This is a genomic window from Streptomyces sp. H39-C1, assembly GCF_027158125.1.
GTDB lineage: Bacteria > Actinomycetota > Actinomycetes > Streptomycetales > Streptomycetaceae > Actinacidiphila > Actinacidiphila fildesensis.
On sequence record NZ_JAPVLS010000032.1, the window covers coordinates 82,045 to 98,945 of the forward strand.

General features: G+C 72.0%; 16 protein-coding genes and 1 pseudogene. 4 read left to right on the forward strand and 13 right to left on the reverse strand.

Features of this window, described 5'->3' with window-relative positions; genetic code table 11:
* Window positions 1-13: 13 nt before the first annotated feature.
* From O3W51_RS21970 to O3W51_RS21985, 4 genes are all read right to left on the reverse strand, one after another.
* On the reverse strand, window positions 14-1,042 hold the full coding sequence (locus O3W51_RS21970; RefSeq protein ID WP_198357151.1) for a 6-phosphofructokinase: 1,029 nt from the start codon (window positions 1,040-1,042) through the stop codon (window positions 14-16).
* 102 nt (window positions 1,043-1,144) lie between these two features.
* Window positions 1,145-1,834, reverse strand: a complete 690-nt coding sequence (locus O3W51_RS21975) for a response regulator (protein WP_138356175.1) — start codon at window positions 1,832-1,834, stop codon at window positions 1,145-1,147.
* Window positions 1,835-1,903: 69 nt separating this feature from the next.
* Window positions 1,904-3,124, reverse strand: coding sequence for a MacS family sensor histidine kinase (macS, locus tag O3W51_RS21980; RefSeq protein WP_138356176.1), 1,221 nt, complete (start codon window positions 3,122-3,124; stop codon window positions 1,904-1,906).
* 67 nt (window positions 3,125-3,191) lie between these two features.
* Complete coding sequence (locus tag O3W51_RS21985; protein ID WP_138356177.1) at window positions 3,192-3,974, reverse strand: lysophospholipid acyltransferase family protein; 783 nt, start codon at window positions 3,972-3,974, stop codon at window positions 3,192-3,194.
* Window positions 3,975-4,124: 150 nt separating this feature from the next.
* Here O3W51_RS21985 and O3W51_RS21990 point away from each other — a divergent pair, with 150 nt between their 5' ends.
* On the forward strand, window positions 4,125-4,901 hold the full coding sequence (locus O3W51_RS21990; protein ID WP_138356178.1) for an alpha/beta hydrolase: 777 nt from the start codon (window positions 4,125-4,127) through the stop codon (window positions 4,899-4,901).
* Window positions 4,894-5,466 carry a hypothetical protein gene (locus O3W51_RS21995; protein WP_443048320.1) on the forward strand — a complete coding sequence of 191 codons (573 nt, stop codon included), beginning with the start codon at window positions 4,894-4,896 and terminating at the stop codon, window positions 5,464-5,466. Before O3W51_RS21990 ends, O3W51_RS21995 begins: the two co-directional genes overlap by 8 nt.
* A 21-nt stretch (window positions 5,467-5,487) precedes the next feature.
* Here O3W51_RS21995 and O3W51_RS22000 read toward each other — a convergent pair whose 3' ends face one another.
* From O3W51_RS22000 to O3W51_RS22025, 6 genes are all read right to left on the reverse strand, one after another.
* Complete coding sequence (locus O3W51_RS22000) at window positions 5,488-6,261, reverse strand: endonuclease/exonuclease/phosphatase family protein (RefSeq protein WP_443048321.1); 774 nt, start codon at window positions 6,259-6,261, stop codon at window positions 5,488-5,490.
* A 5-nt stretch (window positions 6,262-6,266) separates the two neighbouring features.
* Window positions 6,267-7,208, reverse strand: coding sequence for an ROK family glucokinase (locus O3W51_RS22005; protein ID WP_138356180.1), 942 nt, complete (start codon window positions 7,206-7,208; stop codon window positions 6,267-6,269).
* A gap of 55 nt (window positions 7,209-7,263) precedes the next feature.
* The gene (locus tag O3W51_RS22010) at window positions 7,264-7,695 is read right to left on the reverse strand and encodes a DUF5304 domain-containing protein (RefSeq protein WP_164296244.1); all 432 of its coding nucleotides are present in this window, start codon (window positions 7,693-7,695) and stop codon (window positions 7,264-7,266) included.
* Window positions 7,696-7,759: 64 nt separating this feature from the next.
* Complete coding sequence (locus tag O3W51_RS22015; RefSeq protein WP_269287193.1) at window positions 7,760-8,950, reverse strand: ArsA family ATPase; 1,191 nt, start codon at window positions 8,948-8,950, stop codon at window positions 7,760-7,762.
* A gap of 5 nt (window positions 8,951-8,955) precedes the next feature.
* Window positions 8,956-9,435: an SRPBCC family protein gene (locus O3W51_RS22020; RefSeq protein WP_138356182.1), complete on the reverse strand. Its 480-nt coding sequence runs from the start codon at window positions 9,433-9,435 to the stop codon at window positions 8,956-8,958.
* Between the two features lie 90 nt (window positions 9,436-9,525).
* Window positions 9,526-10,287: a metallophosphoesterase family protein gene (locus O3W51_RS22025; protein ID WP_138356183.1), complete on the reverse strand. Its 762-nt coding sequence runs from the start codon at window positions 10,285-10,287 to the stop codon at window positions 9,526-9,528.
* A gap of 203 nt (window positions 10,288-10,490) precedes the next feature.
* Here O3W51_RS22025 and O3W51_RS22030 point away from each other — a divergent pair, with 203 nt between their 5' ends.
* The gene (locus tag O3W51_RS22030; protein ID WP_269287195.1) at window positions 10,491-12,287 is read left to right on the forward strand and encodes an AMP-dependent synthetase/ligase; all 1,797 of its coding nucleotides are present in this window, start codon (window positions 10,491-10,493) and stop codon (window positions 12,285-12,287) included.
* A gap of 65 nt (window positions 12,288-12,352) precedes the next feature.
* On the opposite strand, the gene O3W51_RS22035 is transcribed toward O3W51_RS22030, so the two are convergent.
* Window positions 12,353-13,489 (reverse strand): glycosyltransferase family 4 protein, encoded by a 1,137-nt coding sequence (locus tag O3W51_RS22035; protein WP_269287196.1) that lies wholly within the window; start codon window positions 13,487-13,489, stop codon window positions 12,353-12,355.
* Window positions 13,490-13,554: 65 nt separating this feature from the next.
* A complete protein-coding gene (locus O3W51_RS22040; RefSeq protein WP_269287197.1) occupies window positions 13,555-15,129 on the reverse strand; it encodes a DUF2079 domain-containing protein in 1,575 nt (524 codons plus the stop codon).
* 97 nt (window positions 15,130-15,226) lie between these two features.
* Here O3W51_RS22040 and O3W51_RS22045 point away from each other — a divergent pair.
* Window positions 15,227-15,615 (forward strand): annotated as a pseudogene (locus O3W51_RS22045) (hypothetical protein); the annotation flags it as partial.
* 62 nt (window positions 15,616-15,677) lie between these two features.
* On the opposite strand, the gene O3W51_RS22050 reads toward O3W51_RS22045, so the two are convergent.
* Window positions 15,678-16,814, reverse strand: a complete 1,137-nt coding sequence (locus O3W51_RS22050; protein ID WP_269287198.1) for a M48 family metallopeptidase — start codon at window positions 16,812-16,814, stop codon at window positions 15,678-15,680.
* Window positions 16,815-16,901: the final 87 nt, after the last annotated feature.

Below are 16,901 nucleotides of genomic sequence, written 5' to 3' on the forward strand. Positions count from 1 at the left end.
TGATGTTCAAGGTTCAGCCAAAGAGGACCCCCGCCTCCGTGTAGAGCTTCGGATCGACGGTCTTGATCCGGGCGGTGGCCTCCGCGATCGGCACCCGGACGATGTCCGTACCGCGCAGCGCGACCATCTTCCCGAAGTCCCCTTCGCGCACCGCGTCGATGGCGTGCAGCCCGAACCGGGTGGCCAGCCAGCGGTCGAACGCACTGGGCGTTCCACCGCGCTGGACGTGCCCGAGCACCGTGGTGCGGGCCTCCTTGCCGGTGCGCTTCTCGATCTCCTTGGCGAGCCATTCGCCCACGCCGGAGAGCCGGACATGGCCGAACGAGTCCAGGGTGCCGTCCTTGAGCACCATGTCGCCGTCCTTGGGCATGGCGCCTTCCGCGACGACCACGATGGGCGCGTAACGGATCTTGAACCGGCTCTCCACCCATCCGCAGACCTGCTCGACGTCGAAGCGCTGTTCCGGGATGAGGATGACGTTGGCCCCGCCGGCCAGCCCCGAGTGCAGGGCTATCCAGCCGGCGTGCCGGCCCATCACCTCGACGACGAGGACACGCATGTGCGATTCGGCAGTGGTGTGCAGCCGGTCGATCGCCTCGGTGGCGATGTTGACCGCCGTGTCGAAGCCGAAGGTGTAGTCGGTGGCGGACAGGTCGTTGTCGATGGTCTTGGGAACGCCGACGCACGGAATGCCGTGCTCGTCGGAGAGGGTCGCGGCCACCCCCAGGGTGTCCTCGCCACCGATCACGATGAGCGCGTCGACGTCGAAGGCGGCGAGGTTCTCCCTGACCCGGCGGATACCGTCCTCGACCTTGAGCGGATTGGTGCGCGAGGAACCGAGGATGGTGCCGCCGCGCGGCAGGATGCCCCGCACGGCGGGGATGTCGAGCGGCACGGTGTCGCCTTCGAGGGGACCGCGCCAGCCGTCCCTGAAGCCGATGAACTCGTAGTCGTACTCCTGGACACCTTTGCGGACGATCGCCCGGATGACCGCGTTGAGACCGGGGCAGTCACCACCACCGGTCAGTACTCCGACCCGCATGGACTCTTCCCTTCGCCAGCACTGCGTTGCATTGCCTTAACGGGAACCAACTCGGGCAACGCTAGCGTGACTTGGGTCACATGCGGGATGGGGCGAACGGGGTCATTCGCCGTCGAGACCGCGCTCGATCGCGTATCGCACCAGTTCCACCCGGTTGTGCAGCTGCAGCTTGCCGAGGGTGTTCTGCACGTGGTTCTGCACGGTGCGGTGCGAGATGACGAGCCGCTCGGCGATCTGCTTGTAGCTCAGGCCCTTCGCGACCAGCCGCAGCACCTCCGTCTCACGGTCCGTCAGCCGAGGCGCCTCGGGCTCGTCCGAGGACGTGGGGGCCGGGTCGGAGGCCAGCCGCCGGTACTCGCCCAGGACCAGCCCGGCCAGCCCCGGGGTGAAGACCGGATCGCCGATCGCCGTCCTGCGGACCGCCTCCACCAGCTCGTCACGGCCGGCGGACTTCAGCAGATAGCCGGTGGCACCGGACTTCACGGCCTCCAGCACGTCCTCGTGCTCGCCGCTCGCCGACAGCACCAGCACCCGCAGCGCGGGATTGTCCGCGACCACGTCCTTGCACACCTGCACTCCGGACATCCCCGGCAGGTTGAGGTCCAGCACGATCACCTCGGGCATCGCCGCCCTGGCCCGGCGCACGGCCTCCGGCCCGTCGCCCGCCGTCGCCACCACCTGGTAGCCGGCCTCGGACAGGTCCCGCGCGACCGCGTCCCGCCACATCGGGTGGTCGTCGACCACCATCACCTTCACGGTGTGGTCCTGCTCGGGTTGGGTGTCCCCCGCCATGTGACTGCCTCTCGTCCGGCCGAATCTCCGTGCCGGGGCAACTCTACAAACGCGGCGGATACGCGGAGCTCAGGGCGTGGGGCGCTTCTTGGGGAGCCGGAGTTCGACCTCGGCGCCCTGGCCGGGGGTGGTGATGAGGGACGCGGTGCCGCCGAGGTCGCGGAGCCGGCCGCGGATGGACTGGGCGACGCCGAGCCGGCCCTCCTGTTCGGCGTCGGCGAGCCGGCCTTCCGGGATGCCGGGGCCGTCGTCGCGGACGCTGACGAGGATCTCGCCGGGCTCGTCCTCCAGCAGGATCCAGGCGTGGGCCTGCTCCCCGGCGTGCGTGCGGACGTTGTCGAGGGCGGCGCCGACGGCCGCCGCGAGCTCGGCGGCGGCGTACGCGTCGACCAGGACCGGGGTCCCGGGTGCCGAGATCGTCACCTGCGAGCTGCCGTAGGGCGTGAGCAGGGCCCGTACGTCGCACGGGCCGAGTGCCGCGTCCGCGGCCTCCTGGTCGGCCTCGGCGGCGCCGGTGCGCGAGCGGAGCGCCGCGAGCAGCCGGCCACGGCGGACCGCGGCGGCGTTCTCGGGGTGCCGGGGGTTGGGGACGAAGCCGTCGGAGACCAGCGCCCGCAGCGCCGACTCCTGCTCACCGGCCATCCGGCCGAGCGCCGCGGCCTCGCCGCCCGCCTCGCTGCCCCGGCGCTGGACCATGGCGAGCACCTGGAGCACGTTGTCGTGGATGTCCCGGGCGAGCCGTTCCCGCTCACGGGTGGCCGCCTCGATCTGCAGCGCCCGCGCGAGGGTCCGCTCGCTGGCGCGGGCGACCTCGACGACATAGCCGATGGCGATGCTCGCCACCCACACCAGCAGGACGTTGTGCAGGCTGTCGCGGGCGAAGGAGCCGCGCTGGACGACGTTGGCGACGCCGACGAGCGTGGAGGCGACCGCGGCCCAGCGCCAGCCACCCTTGATCGCGAAGGCGAGGACGGATCCCGCCGTCCAGATGGACGGCAGCGTCGGGGCGCCCTCGACGATCCGCAGATGCGTGTCGGCGACGGGGGTGAGCAGTATCCCGGTCAGCGCGATGGTGAGGTCGGCGAAGAGGAAGCGCTTGGTGCACCGTTCGGCGGACCGCACCCGCCCCAGGGTGAGGAACGTCCAGACGGTCAGCACCGTCATGTACACGGCGGCGACCAGCGGGTGCCGGTACTCCCCGTAGGCGTCGCCGAACAGGGCCAGCGCATAGCCGAGGGTGAGCACGCGGTACGCGATCAGCGCACGCCACAGCGGCTGCTCGACGGACATCCGGATCGCCTTCGCCGCCACCGCTCCCCCTCCCCCCACGGCCCGCCCGGGGCCCGTCCGGCCGGTCCTAGGACCCGGCCGGCCCGCCCTTGTCCTGGGCCGCCTTCTCGGCGGCTTCCCGCTCGGCCTTCTCGGACTTCTCCAGCTCGGCCTGCCGCTTGGCCTCCTCCGCGATCTGGCGCTTCGCGGCGGTGGCGTAGATGTCCACGTACTCCTGGCCGGACAGCTTCATGATCTCGTACATGACCTCGTCGGTCACCGAGCGCAGGATGAAGCGGTCGCCCTCCATGCCGTGGTAGCGACTGAAGTCGAGCGGCTTGCCGATCCGGATGCCGGGACGCACCGAGACCTTGGGCAGCACCTTGCCGGGCGGCTGCACCTTCTCGGTGTCGATCATCGCGACGGGGATCACCGGCGCTCCGGAGGCCAGCGCCACCCGGGCCAGGCCGCCGGGCTTGCCCCGGTAGAGCCGGCCGTCGGGGGAACGGGTGCCCTCGGGGTAGATGCCGAACAGCTCACCGCGCTCCAGCACCTGGATCCCGCTGTTGATCGCGGCCTCGCCGGCGCCGCGCGCGCCGGAGCGGTCCACCGGGAGCTGGCCGACGCCCTTGAAGAAGGCGGCCGTCAGCTTCCCCTTCACGCCCGGGGACGTGAAGTACTCCGCCTTGGCGATGAAGGTGACCGGCCGGTCGAGCATCGCGGGGAGGAAGAAGGAGTCCGAGAAGGAGAGGTGGTTGCTGGCAAGGATCGCCGGCCCCTCCTTGGGGATGTTCTCAATGCCTTCCACCCAGGGGCGGAAGGCGAGCTTGAGCGGCGAACCGATCGCGAGCTTCATCGCGCCGTAGAACAACCGAGGACCTCCTGTAGCTGACGCAAAGACCTTAACGCCAGTTCGGCCCCCGGCACTCCCCGCGTCCACGCGACGGGGCTTACCGGGGGGTATCCGGGCCGCGTACGCTGAACTCCTGCCACCCTCCCCGCGGCGAACAGGAGTCCCACGGTGCCGCTCATGCCCGGAGCCGAGCCGTACAGCCACGACGGTGGCGAGACCGGTGTCCTGCTCTGTCACGGATTCACCGGCACACCGCAGTCCATGCGCCCCTGGGGCGAGTATCTGGCGGCCCGCGGCCTGACGGTGTCCGTGCCGCTGCTGCCGGGTCACGGCACCCGCTGGCAGGACATGCAGCAGACCGGCTGGCAGGACTGGTACGCCGAGGTCGACCGCGCGCTGCGCGAGTTGTCGGCCCGCTGCTCGCAGGTCTTCGTCTGCGGCATGTCGATGGGTGGCGCCCTGACACTGCGGCTCGCCGCGCTGCACGGCCACTCGATCAGCGGCATCGTCCTGGTGAATCCTTCGGTCAAGGCCGACAGCCACCAGATCAAGGCGGTTCCGGTGCTGCGCCATCTGGTGCCGTCGGTGCCGGGCATCACCAGCGACATCGCCAAGGAGGGCGGCCTGGAGGTCGGTTACGACCGGACGCCGCTGCACGCCGTGTACTCCCTCAGCCGCTTCTGGAAACTCGTCAGAGCGGGGCTGCCGCAGGTCACGCAGCCGTTGCTGCTGCTGCACAGCCGGGTGGACCATGTGGTCCACCCGTCGAACACCGCGGTCGTCCTCAGCAAGGTCTCCTCCAGCGACGTCACCGAGATCGTGCTGGAGCGGAGCTACCACGTGGCGACGCTGGACCATGACGCGGAACAGATCTTCGAGGAGTCCTACGGATTCATCCGGCGCCTGGCGCCCGCGGTGGACAAGGAGGTAACGGCCAGTGGCTGAGCGCGAGGAGGACCAGGTTCCCGACGAGACCGCTCCCGACGCCCCCGAGCCGGCCGTCGCGGACCCCGCCGACGGGGCGGCCCGTGCGCCGCTGGACGAGGACGCCGCCTGGGCCGAGCTGGTCGCGGGCTTCGACGACGAGCCCGAGCCGGGCACCGCCTCCTGGCCCGACGCCGAGAACCTCTCGCCCGCCCGGCCCGACGACCCTGCCGGCGACAGCGACCCGGACGCCGGGTCCGGCCCGCCGACCCGCAGCATCGTCGTCCACCCGGTGATCCACGGCCCGCGCGACTACACGGCCCATGAGGACGAGGACGAGGGCCACTACGTACCGCCCGAGCCCCCGCCGCTTCCGCGGGCCGATGTCACGACCAAGTTCGCCTGGCTCGCGGTCCTGGGCGGGCCGCTGCTGCTGATCGTGTTCATCCTGCTCCAGCAGGAGATCACCTGGTGGGTCATGACACTGGGCGTCGGCGGCTTCGTCGGCGGCTTCTGCACCCTCGTCACGCGGCTGCGCACGGGCGAGGACGACGACGAGCTGCCCGGTGGCGGCGCGGTCGTCTGACCAGGCCGTTTCCCGCGCGGTTCAGCCGCCGGGGATGACCGACGGGGCCGCGGCCGGGATACGGAACGCGGCCAGCAGCGGCAGGTGGTCGGTGGCGGCCAGCAGGTCCGCCGGATCGACACCGGGAAGGCCCTGCGGCACCCCGCACCCCAGCACCTCGACGCCCTGCGTCGCGAAGATCGCGTCGATGCGTTGGTAGGGGTTGTCCGGCACCGAGGTGAACTCGCTGCCCCACGGCTTGGTGGCCCAGGCGTCCTGGAGCTCCGCCGACAGCCGGCCGAACGCACGGCCGTCCGGATGATCGTTGAGATCGCCGCCCGCCACGGCATACGGCTCGCCCATTTCCGCGAGCCGTTCCAGCAGCAGCGCGGACTGTCCGTCGCGTTCCGCCGCGCTGAGGCTGAGATGGCAGCTGAGCACGGAGAGCCGGGCGCCGCCGATCCGTACGACGGCGGTGGCGAAACCACGCTGGTGCAGACCGGGGGTACGCGGCAGCAGGATGTCCTCGGTGCGCTCGACATGGGCGCGCAGCGAGGAGAGGATCATCGGTCCCGCGGCGGTGGCGCCACCGGTGACGATGACCATGTTGCACTCATGGGCGAGCCAGGCGGCGGCCTTGCGCCAGCGGAAGAAGCGCGGCGCTTCCTGCAGGAGGACGAGGTCGGGGGCGCAGTCCTGGATGACCCGGGCGAGCGCCCCCCTGTCGTCCCGCATGGAGCGGATGTTGTAACTGAGCACGCGGACCACCGCCGAGTCACCCGGCTCGGTGGTCGAGGGCGGCAGGTCCGCGAGCACGGTCGTCAGCCCTGGCGGGCCAGGTCGGCGGCGCCGACCAGTCCTGCCTTGCCGCCGAGCTGCGCGGCGAGCACCTGGGCATGCGGCCGGTACTGGCCGCCCACCAGCCAGCGGCGGAAGGACTTGCGGATCGGGTCGAGCACCAGCTCGCCCTCGTCCGAGACCCCGCCGCCGACGATGAACGCCGACGGGTCGAAGAGCGAGGCCAGGTCGGCCAGGCCCGCGCCCGCCCAGCGGGCCAGCTCACGGAACGAGTCGATCGCCACCGGGTCACCGCCCCGCGCGGCCTCGCTGATGTGCTTGCCCTCGATGGTGTCGGGGTTGCCGTCGCCGAGGGAGAGCAGCAGCTCCGCGTTCTCCGGCGTGGCCGCGGCACGCTGCTTCGCGTAGCGGACGAGAGCGCGCCCGGAGGCGTACTGCTCCCAGCAACCCTGGCTGCCGCAGCCGCACAGCAGCCCGTCCGGCACCATCCGTACGTGGCCGAACTCGCCCGCCACACCGAACCGGCCGCGGTGCAGCTTGCCGCCGATGATGATGCCGCCGCCGAGGCCGGTGCCGAGGGTGATGCACACGACGTCGTCGTGACCCTGGCCCGCACCGAACTTGTATTCGCCCCACGCCGCCGCGTTCGCGTCGTTCTCGACGATGACGGAGAGGCCGACGCGCTGCTCGACCTTGTCCTTGAGCGCTTCGTGCCGCCAGTTGATGTTCGGGGCGAAGAGCACGGTGGCACGCTTGTCGTCCACGTAGCCGGCCGCGCCGATGCCGACCGCGTCGACCTCATGGCCGGTGCTGACCGTGCGCACCGCGTCCGCGATGGCGTCCACGACTGCCTCGGGGGTCGCCGGGGTCGGCACCTTGCACGTCTCAAGAATCGAGCCGTCCTCATCGACTACGCCGGCCGCGATCTTTGTGCCGCCGATGTCGACGCCGATGGTGAGTCCCATGTGTCCCTCAGTTTTCGGTCGATCCCCGCTTCAGCCAACCGTACCGGAGGGGAGGTCAGTCGAGGTCGATGTGCTCACTGGTTGAGCCGGTGGATGAGTCGGGCGGTGTCTCGGAAGCGCGGTGTCCGGCGGCCGTGTCCTTGGCGGTCCACCGGGTCTCGTGTCCCGCGACGACCGAGCGGTACGCGGCGAGCAGCTCGACGCCGGCCGAGGACAGATGCTCGAAGACCTCGGGGTTGCGCTCGCGGATGGGCTCGACAACCGACTTGACCTGCGAGATCACCGTCTGTGCGGCGAGTGTCACCGCCGGGTTGCGGAATTCGGCGAGCTTCTCGGTCACGGCCTCGGCGAGCCGTCGCAGCTCTTCCGTGGCGCTGCCGACGCCCTGTCCTGCCTGCTCACGCCGCCGGGCGTTCTCGGCGGCGGTGTCCTCCGCGCTGGCCTTGGCCCACGCGTCGGCGTCGGGCCGGTCGGTGGTCTCGCTCATGACGGTCTCCCTCGCGGCGCTCCGGGGTTGTTCTACCGACGGTACCCGAATGGACGCACTGCGTTCAGCGCGGCCAGAGGTCGGGATCCGGCGCGAACCGGACCTCCAGGGCTCCGTCGCGCAGCGCCGCGCCGTCGACGGTGCAGCGCCGCAGGGCGGAGGGCAGCGGGAGGATCCGGCGGAAACCTTCCGCGTCGACCACGAGTTCGTCACCCCGCCGGACCAGTCCGAGACCCTCACGGGTGGCCCCGGGCAGCGGCAGCCGCCAGCGGAAACGGTCCTCGGCGCCGGGCTGGTCGGTCACGCTCCACGGATCGGCCGCGCGCCCGTCCGTCCCGTCCGGCTCCGCCCCGGGACCCGGCGGTCCGGCGCCGAGCGCGCCGAGGTCGTCGGTGCCGCGCGGTTCCCGTCCCAGGTGCGGCAGTTCATGGACCGCCGTACCGGTTCCGGCCAATTCGGCCCGCAGCGCGGCGAGTTCCTTGTGCTGGACGCCGGACAGGTCGGCGAGCCAGGGGTCGGGCGAGTGGTCGGGCAGCAGCCGGTTGGCGACCACGGCCTCCAGCCGGTGCCCGAAGAGCGCCAGTCCGGTACGGGCGGTCCTGACCGCGTCGGCCGCGGCCGCGCCGGGCTCGACGACCAGCCGTACGGTCGTGCCCGCGGCCTCGATCACCGCCTGGGCGGCGGCGAGTTCACGGTCGACGCGCTCGGCGGCCTCGTACGCCCACTGGGCCGGCATCGGCACGCCCGCGAGCTGGGCGAGCACCGGGCGCAGCGCCCTGGCCGCCTGGCGCTGGACGGGGACGAGCCGCCGCAGGTAGCGGCGCAGCTGCTCGGGGAGGGCGAGGGCGGCGAGCGCCGCGGGGGTGGCCGGCAGGTCGACGACGACCACGTCCCAGCCGGCGGATCCGTCGGCCGATTCGCGCAGCGCGCGCAGCAGGGCCAGCGAGTCGGCGCCGGGGAGTTCGGTGAGTTCCTCGGGGTCCAGCGGTTCGGCGCCGAGCAGGTCCAGGAGGGAGCCGAGCCGGGACTGGACGTCGCGGGCGTCGGCCCGGAACGTCGCCTGGGTGTCTATCCGGTGGGCGCGCAGACCGGGCACGGTGGTCCGGTCCCCGTCGAGTACGGCCTCCAGTGACGTGCCACGGTCCGTGGACAGCAGCAGGGTGCGGGCACCCTGCCGGGCCGCGCTCACCGCCGTGGCGGCGGCCGCCGTGGTGCGGCCGGCTCCGCCGGGGCCGGTGACCAGGACCGTGCGCACGGCGCTCAGCTCTTGTCGGGCGGACTGTCGGGCGCGCCGGCGGGCGGACCGGATTCGACGCGCTTCTTCAGACCGGCGAGTGCGCGGTCGATGATGACCTTCTCGGCCTTGCGCTTGATCATGCCGAGCATCGGGATCTTGACGTCGACCGTCAGCTGGTAGGTGACCTCGGTGCGCGCGCCACCGTCCAGCGGGGCGACGGCGTACGAGCCGTCCAGGGTGCGGAGCATCTGGGACTTGACCAGCGACCAGTGGACCTCGCTGTCGCCGACCCAGCGGTAGGCGAGCGTGTGGTCGTCCTTGATCGCCCCGGCGTCCAGCAGCAGCCGGACCCGCTCCGCGCGGCCCTCGGCGTCGGCGGAGAGGATCTCCGCCTCCTTCACCTCACCGGTCCACTCGGGATAGCGGGTGAAATCGGCGATGACGCCCATGACGTCGGCCGGGGCCGCCTCGATGGTGATGCTCGACTTGGTGTGTTCCGCCATCGCTGTGGCCCCTCCGGGACTTCGCGCCGTATGTCTGGGTCTGCTGGTGCAGGCTACCGCCTGCCGGTCGAACAACTGTCACCCCGGCACTCACCACTCCAGGGCCCATGGCCTGCGGGTGGCGTTGAAGTGTCCGACGTTGACGCACTCGGTCCTGCCGATCCGCATCCGCGGGACCAGCGGCTGGTGGACATGGCCGAAGAGGGCGTACTTGGGGCGGGTGGTGCGGATCGCGTCGAGCAGCGCCTCGCTGCCGCGTTCGAAGCGGCGGGCGACGGTGTCGTAGCAGAGCTCGGGAACGGCGGGCGGGATGTGCGAGCAGAGCACGTCGACCCGCCCGAGCGCCGCGACCTTCCCGGCGTACTCGGCCTCGTCGATCTCGTACGGGGTGCGCATCGCCGTCCGCAGTCCGCCGCCGACGAAGCCGAAGACCAGGCCGCCGATCTCGGCGGTGCCGCCGTCCAGGACCGTGGTGCCCTCGGTGGCGTACTCCGACCACAGCGCCGGAATGTCGACATTGCCGTAGGTGGCGTACGTCGGCGCGGGAAAGGCCGCGAAGAGTTCCGCGTACTGCTTCCGTACGGCGGTCTCGATGGCGCCGCGCCGGTCGATGCCCTCCCACAGCTCGCGGTCGAGGGCGCGGGCCTCCTCGAAGCGCTTGGCGGTCCGCAGCGCGACCATGCGCGAGGCGTTCGCCGCGCCGAAGAGGTCCGGGAAGATCCCCCGTGAGTGATCGGCGTAGTCCAGGAAGAGCACGAGGTCGCCGAGGCAGATCAAGGCGTCCGCACCGTCTCCGGCCCTGGCCAGAGCCTCCGCCGCACCGTGCACATCGCTCACCACATGGACCCGCATGGCCGTCAGCCTATCGCCGGTTACCTGCGGGTTACCGGCGCTCTGGACTACTGTTCGCGGAGCGGTTCAGCCGCACTCCTGGGTATGTGATGCATAAAACATCTGTACTGCACCCCTATCGCGAAAGCTTTACCGGTGGGTAACGTCCAGGCCGTCCAACTATCCCTCCGGGTGCGCCGTCGCGCCGATGAGGAGCACCAGCCTTGCGTGAGTTCAGCCTTCCGGCCCTTTACGAGGTCCCCGCGGACGGCAACCTGACGGATCTGATCCGCCGCAACGCCGCTCAGCACCCAGCTGTTCCGGTGATCGCCCGCAAGAACGCGGGCGGCGAATGGCAGGACGTCACCGCCACCGACTTCTTCTCCGAGGTCAGAGCCGTCGCCAAGGGACTGATCGCATCCGGCGTGCAGCCTGGCGACCGGGTCGCCCTGATGTCGCCCACCCGGTACGAGTGGACGCTCTTCGACTTCGCGATCTGGAGCGCCGGCGCGGTCGCCGTGCCCGTGTACGAGACGTCCTCGGCCGAACAGGTCGAGTGGATCCTCGGTGACTCGGGCGCGGTGGCCTGCATCGTCGAGTCCGGTACCCACGAGGCCGCCGTCGCCTCGGTGCACGACCGGCTCCCCGAGCTCAAGCACGTCTGGCGGATCGACGCCGGCGCCGTGGAACACCTGGTGTCCGTCGGCGCCGACATCTCCGAGAAGGTGGTGGACGAGCGGGGAGCGACCGCCATCGCGGACTCCCCCGCCACGATCGTGTACACCTCCGGGACCACCGGCCGCCCCAAGGGCTGTGTGCTGAGCCACCGGGCCTTCTTCGCCGAGTGCGGCAATGTGGTGGAACGCCTCGCCCCGCTGTTCAGGACCGGCGAGTCCTCGGTGCTGCTGTTCCTGCCGCTCGCGCACGTCTTCGGCCGGCTGGTCGAGGTGGCGGCCGTGATGGCGCCGATCAAGCTCGGGCACGTCAGCGACATCAAGCACCTCACCGACGAGCTGGCCGCGTTCCGGCCGACGATGATCCTGGGCGTGCCCCGGGTCTTCGAGAAGGTGTACAACTCGGCGCGGGCCAAGGCGCAGGCCGACGGCAAGGGCAAGATCTTCGACAAGGCCGCGGACACCGCGATCACCTACAGCCGGGCGCTGGACTCCGCCGGCGGCCCGTCGGTCGGCCTGAAGTTCAAGCACAAGGTCTTCGACCGGCTGGTCTACAGCAAGCTGCGCGCCGTCCTCGGCGGCCGCGCCACGCACGCCATCTCCGGCGGCGCGCCGCTGGGCGAGCGGCTCGGGCACTTCTACCGGGGCATCGGCTTCACCGTCCTGGAGGGCTACGGCCTCACCGAGTCCTGTGCGGCCACCGCGTTCAACCCCTGGGACCGTACGAAGATCGGCACGGTCGGCCAGCCGCTGCCCGGTTCGACGGTGCGGATCGCCGACGACGGCGAGGTGCTGCTGCATGGCGAGCACCTGTTCTCCGGCTACTGGAACAACCAGACGGCCACCGCCGACGCGGTCTCCGACGGCTGGTTCCACACCGGTGACCTGGGCACGGTCGACGAGGACGGCTATCTGTCCATCACCGGCCGCAAGAAGGAGATCATCGTCACGGCCGGCGGCAAGAACGTCGCCCCCGCCGTGATCGAGGACCGGATCCGGGCCGACGCGCTGATCGCCGAGTGCATGGTCGTCGGTGACGGCAAGCCGTTCATCGCCGCCCTCGTCACCCTGGACGAGGAGTTCCTGCCCCGCTGGGCGGAACAGCACGGCAAGGCCGGCCGCAGCGTGGCCGAACTGGCCGAGGACCCGGAGCTGCTGGCCGCCGTGCAGCACGCGGTGGACCAGGGCAACGCGGCCGTCTCCAAGGCCGAGTCGGTGCGCAAGTTCCAGATCCTGCCGAACCAGTTCACCGAGGAGTCGGGCCATGTGACGCCGTCGCTGAAGCTGAAGCGCAACGTCGTCATGAAGGACTTCGCGGGCGAGATCGAGGCGCTCTACCAGCACTGAGCGCACGCACGGAAAACGGCTCCCCCGGACCTCGTCCGGGGGAGCCGTTGCGCGTCAAGTGCCCTTTACAGCAACGACTTCAGACGTTCCGCCAGCAGATCCCAGCGCCACGCCTCCTCGACCCAGCGCCGGCCGCGCTTGCCCATCCGCCGGCGCAGCTCCGGGTCGCCCAGCAGGGTGACGATCCGGTCCGCCGCCTGCGCGGGCGAACCTCCGGGCACCACCCAACCGGTCTCGCCGTCCAGCACCGCGTCCGGGGCGCCGCCCGAATCGCCCGCCACCACCGGCAGTCCGGTCGCCGAGGCCTCCAGGTAGACGATTCCCAGGCCTTCGACGTCCAGCCCGCCGCGGCGGGTCCTGCACGGCATCGCGAAGACGTCCCCCGCGCCGTAGTGGGCGGGCAGCTCCTCCCAGGGCACCGGTCCCGTGAAGCGCACGGAGTCGGTGACGCCGGTCCGCGCCGAGAGTTCGGCCAGGTCCTTGGCGTACGGTCCGCCGCCGACCACCAGCAGCACCGCGTCCGGCACGGCGGCCAGGATCCGCGGCATCGCCAGGATCAGCGTGTCCTGTCCCTTGCGCGGCACCAGCCGCGAGACGCACACCACCACCGGCCGGTCCGCGAGCCCGAGCCGGGCCCGTACCGCGGCGCCGCCCGAGGCCGGGTGGAAGGTCTTCTCGTCGACACCGGGCGGCAGTTGCACCATCCGCGCCGCCGCGGCGGGCGTGAGCGCCTTCGCGATCCGCGACCGCGTGTACTCGCCCAGGTACGTGATGGTGTCGGTGCCCTCGCCGATCCGGCGCAGCAGCTGCCGGCTGGCGGGCAGTTGGGCCCAGCCCGCTTCGTGGCCGTGCGTGGTGGCGACCAGCCTGCGCGCGCCCGCCCGGCGCAGCGCGGGGGCCATCAGCCCCAGCGGCGCCGCCGCTCCGAACCACACCGACGAGCAGCCGTGCTCGCGCAGCAGCCCGGCCGCGCGCCGGGTCACGCCGGGGGTGGGCAGCAGCATCGTCGTACGGTCGCGGATGACCGGGAACGGCTGTTCGGCGTCGAAGCGCTCGACCTCGCCGCCGTCCGGCCCTTTCCACGTCGAGGCGTACACGACCACCTGTCCGGGATCCAGCCGCAGCGCCATGCTGTGCACGAAGGCCTGGATGCCGCCGGGCCGGGGCGGGAAGTCATTGGTGACGATCAAGGTCTTGTCCATCGCCGCCGAGAGTAGCCGACCGGTGCCGGTCCCTGCCGGTCCGCACCGGTCCCTGCCCCTGGGTGTCAGGAACGGACTTCCGGTTCCTTGACGGGCACGCTGTCGTCGCCCGGCACCCGCGCGCCGGGTACCGGGCGGCCGGGGTCGGTCCGGTGCAGCAGGACGACGCCGTCCTTCGCCCACAGCACGGTGTAGCCGTTGTCGAGCAGCAGCAGCACGCGGTCGCGCTGGTCGTCCACCGTCGTGAAGGGGAACATCTTCCGCACCGTCTGGAGCAGCACGTACTCGGCGTCGCGCGGGGTCTCGTCCGCGATGACGACCTGGGCGCGGCGGGTCAGCCGGGGCGCCGCGTTGTTGTCGGCCTCGACAGTGGCCCCCGCCGGCACCAGGCGCACGCCCTCGGCGAGCGCCCGTTCCGAGGGGCTGGGCGTCCAGGCGGCCGGCAGCAGAAGATTGCCCAGACCGCACACGACCGAGACCAGCAGTGAACAGGCCACCGCCACCAGCGTCCAGCGAGCGACCGGCCGCCCGGTGTGTCTGCGGTGCAGCCGGGCCGCCGTCTCCACCGCGGCCACCAGCAGGACCGGCCACAGGAAGGCGTCGTAGTGGTGGGTGGTCGCCCAGTGGCTGGGGTTGTCGGAGAAGAGCCGCTCGGCGAGCAGCGGGACCGCGCACCAGAAGGTGGCGGACCCGAGCGGCAGCAGGAGCAGCGGCCCCAGCAGCCACAGCAGGAGAACCGGTTTCGCCGAGTGGTCGACGGTCACCGCGAAGGCCGCGATCGGATCGGTCAGGAAGCGCAGCGCCGCGGACCCCATGTCCGGGCCGAGGGCGCTGTAGTTCCAGTAGTAGCCGGGCACCCCGCCCATCGCCGGTATCAGCACCCGGATCGCGAGCAGCGCCGCCACCGGCCCCAGCACGAACAGCGTGAGCCCGGTACGCACCGCCGGCCGGTCCCCGTCCCGGCGGCCGCGGCCGATGAGGACGGCCCCGTACGCCGCCGCGAGCAGCCCCAGGTCCTCCTTGGTGCAGCACAGCAGGACGGCGCAGACCAGCACCGCGCCGTAGCGCCGGGCCAGCCCGCGCTCCAGCATCAGCAGGGTCAGCGGGACGGCGAAGGCGACCTCGTGGAAGCCGACCCCCGAAGCGCGCAGCAGCGGCCAGCCCAGCCCGTGGACCAGGCAGCTCAGGTCGGCGGCCCTGCGGACGGTGGCCTGCGGCGCCTCGGCGAAGCAGTGCCCCGCGATCCGCCGCACGACCGGCACGCCGGCCGCGAAGAGCGCCGCCTGGGCGCCGATCAGCATGCGGGGGTCGTCCCACACCCAGTACAGCGGGGCGAGGAGGGCGAGGACCGGCGAGAAGTGGTCACCCAGCAGGGAGAAGCCGGGCGGGAACTCGTGGTGGTAGTTCTTGATGGGCGAGCGCGGCAGCTGGAAGTGGGAGTACGCGCGGACCGCCTGGTCGAATATCCCCAGGTCGAACCCGCCGATCCGGACGGTCACCCACTGCTGCAGCCCCACGGCCAGCACGGCGGCGAAGCAGAGCACGGTCAGGGCGACCGTGCGTATTCGGTCCCGCTGCCGCGCGATCGGCGCGGCTGCCGCGCTCTCGCGCGCGGACTGCGATGCGACGAGCTGTGCCACCGTTCGACGCCCTCCCTCGTGAACGAGCCTTCACCCTACTGGGCGCCGCCGCCGCGTCGTGGGCTCCCTCCGGTCACTCCGGCCGCATGACGCACCGGTGAGCACCGCACAGGTCAGCAGGAAGCCCGTCGTCCTCGTGTGGGCGCTGACCCGCGGTGCGCTGCTGCTGTGCGTCTTCCACGTCGTCGTCCTGCCGTGCCCGGATGTCACGACCGATGTGTCCGTGATCTACCAGGGCTGGTACCAGATCCTGCGCACCGGCACCTTCCCGCTGGACGACGTGACCTGGCAGTATCCGCCGGCCGCCGCCCTCGTCGTGCTCTCCCCCGCGCTGCTGCCGTTCCTGGGCTACGCGGCGGAGTTCTTCTGCCTCGTGTGCGCCGCCGACGCCGCGGTGTTCGCGGCCTGCTGCGGGCCGGCCGGGGCCCCGGCCGGCGGCTCACCGGGGCCTGGGTCTGGGGGATCCGCTCCCCCGTCAGCGCACCGCCGGAATCCGCACCCCCGCGCTCACCTCCCGTTGACGTCCCCACCGCCCGGGGCGCGTGGCACTACCGCGCCGCCGCGATCCGTTCGGCAGACGTCGGATGCGTACCGAACAGCGCATGCAGCACCCGCGGCGGCTCCGGATCCGCGATGTTCGCCACCGCCAGCCGGCGCTGCATCGCGATGAACCCCGCCGGATCCCCCGTCAGCCGCAGCGCGTGCGCGTCGGCCCGGCGTTCCACCCGGCGGCTCAGCGCACATCCGAACGGCCCCGCCAGCGTCGACCCCACCGCGGCCACCGCCGCGAGCAGCATCATCGAGCGCGGGTCGGAGAAGCGGGACACGCCCGCGGCGTCGAGGAGCGGCTGCCGGCTCACCACCGCCGCCAGCACGCACACCCCGGCCGCCGCCCCCAGCGCGCCGAGCACCGTCCCCCGCGCCACATCCCGGTGCTTCACATGGCCCAGCTCGTGCGCCACGACCAGCTCGACCTCGCGCGGCTCGGCGGTCGTCAGGAGCGTGTCGTAGGCGACGATCCGCCGCGTCCGGCCGAAGCCGGAGACGTACGCGTTGAGCGCGGTGGTGCGCCGGGAGGCGTCGGCGACGAGGACATCGCGTACGGCGATCCCGTCGCGCGCCGCGAGGGCGAGGAGCGCGTCGCGCAGCGGACCCGGTTCCATCGGGGCGAAGCGGTTGAAGAGCGGTTCGAACACGACGGGGGCCAGCCACGAGAGGGCGACGGTGACGGCGGCCGCACCGAGCGCCGTCCAGATCCACCACCGGGAGGTGGTCCCGGCGAGCGCGTAGACGGCGAAGAGCGCACCCAGCGCGAGCGGTACGGAGACGAGCAGCCCGCGCAGCACATCCACCGCCCAGCCGCCCCACCCCTGGGTGACCAGCCCGAACCGGGCCCGTACGATCCGCACCCGGGCGGCGAAGGGCAGCGCGACGAGCTGTCGCAGCAGCACCAGGGCGAGCCCGCCGCCGACGATCCGCGCGGCCCAGGAGTCGCCGAAGAGACCGACGAGGCCGGCGCCGGCCGGGGTCAGCCCGAGGACGAGAAGGAGCAGGAGGGAGGCCAGCCGGCCGGCGAGGGCGGGCGGCCACTGCCCGCGCCGCAGCGCCCGTCCCCGCGCGATCTCCTCAGGGGTGAAGTCCGCCTCCGGCACCCCGTCACCGTCACTGCTCCCACCGGTCGTCATGCCAACTCCCGCTGTACATAGGCGCGCCAGCGCGCGGTGAAGTCGTCGAGGCCGGTCCCGAGGACGGCCCGTAGGTGCGTGTCGAGG

Excerpts from the sequence above, each read along its gene's own strand:
- O3W51_RS21970 (WP_198357151.1), bottom strand. The coding sequence starts at position 1,042 with ATGCGGGTCGGAGTACTGACCGGTGGTGGTGACTGCCCCGGTCTCAAC.
- O3W51_RS21975 (WP_138356175.1), bottom strand. The coding sequence starts at position 1,834 with ATGGCGGGGGACACCCAACCCGAGCAGGACCACACCGTGAAGGTGATG.
- macS (WP_138356176.1), bottom strand. The coding sequence starts at position 3,124 with ATGTCCGTCGAGCAGCCGCTGTGGCGTGCGCTGATCGCGTACCGCGTG.
- O3W51_RS22005 (WP_138356180.1), bottom strand. The coding sequence starts at position 7,208 with ATGGGACTCACCATCGGCGTCGACATCGGCGGCACAAAGATCGCGGCC.
- O3W51_RS22010 (WP_164296244.1), bottom strand. The coding sequence starts at position 7,695 with ATGAGCGAGACCACCGACCGGCCCGACGCCGACGCGTGGGCCAAGGCC.
- O3W51_RS22020 (WP_138356182.1), bottom strand. The coding sequence starts at position 9,435 with ATGGCGGAACACACCAAGTCGAGCATCACCATCGAGGCGGCCCCGGCC.
- O3W51_RS22025 (WP_138356183.1), bottom strand. The coding sequence starts at position 10,287 with ATGCGGGTCCATGTGGTGAGCGATGTGCACGGTGCGGCGGAGGCTCTG.
- O3W51_RS22035 (WP_269287196.1), bottom strand. The coding sequence starts at position 13,489 with ATGGACAAGACCTTGATCGTCACCAATGACTTCCCGCCCCGGCCCGGC.
- O3W51_RS22050 (WP_269287198.1), bottom strand. The coding sequence starts at position 16,814 with ATGACGACCGGTGGGAGCAGTGACGGTGACGGGGTGCCGGAGGCGGAC.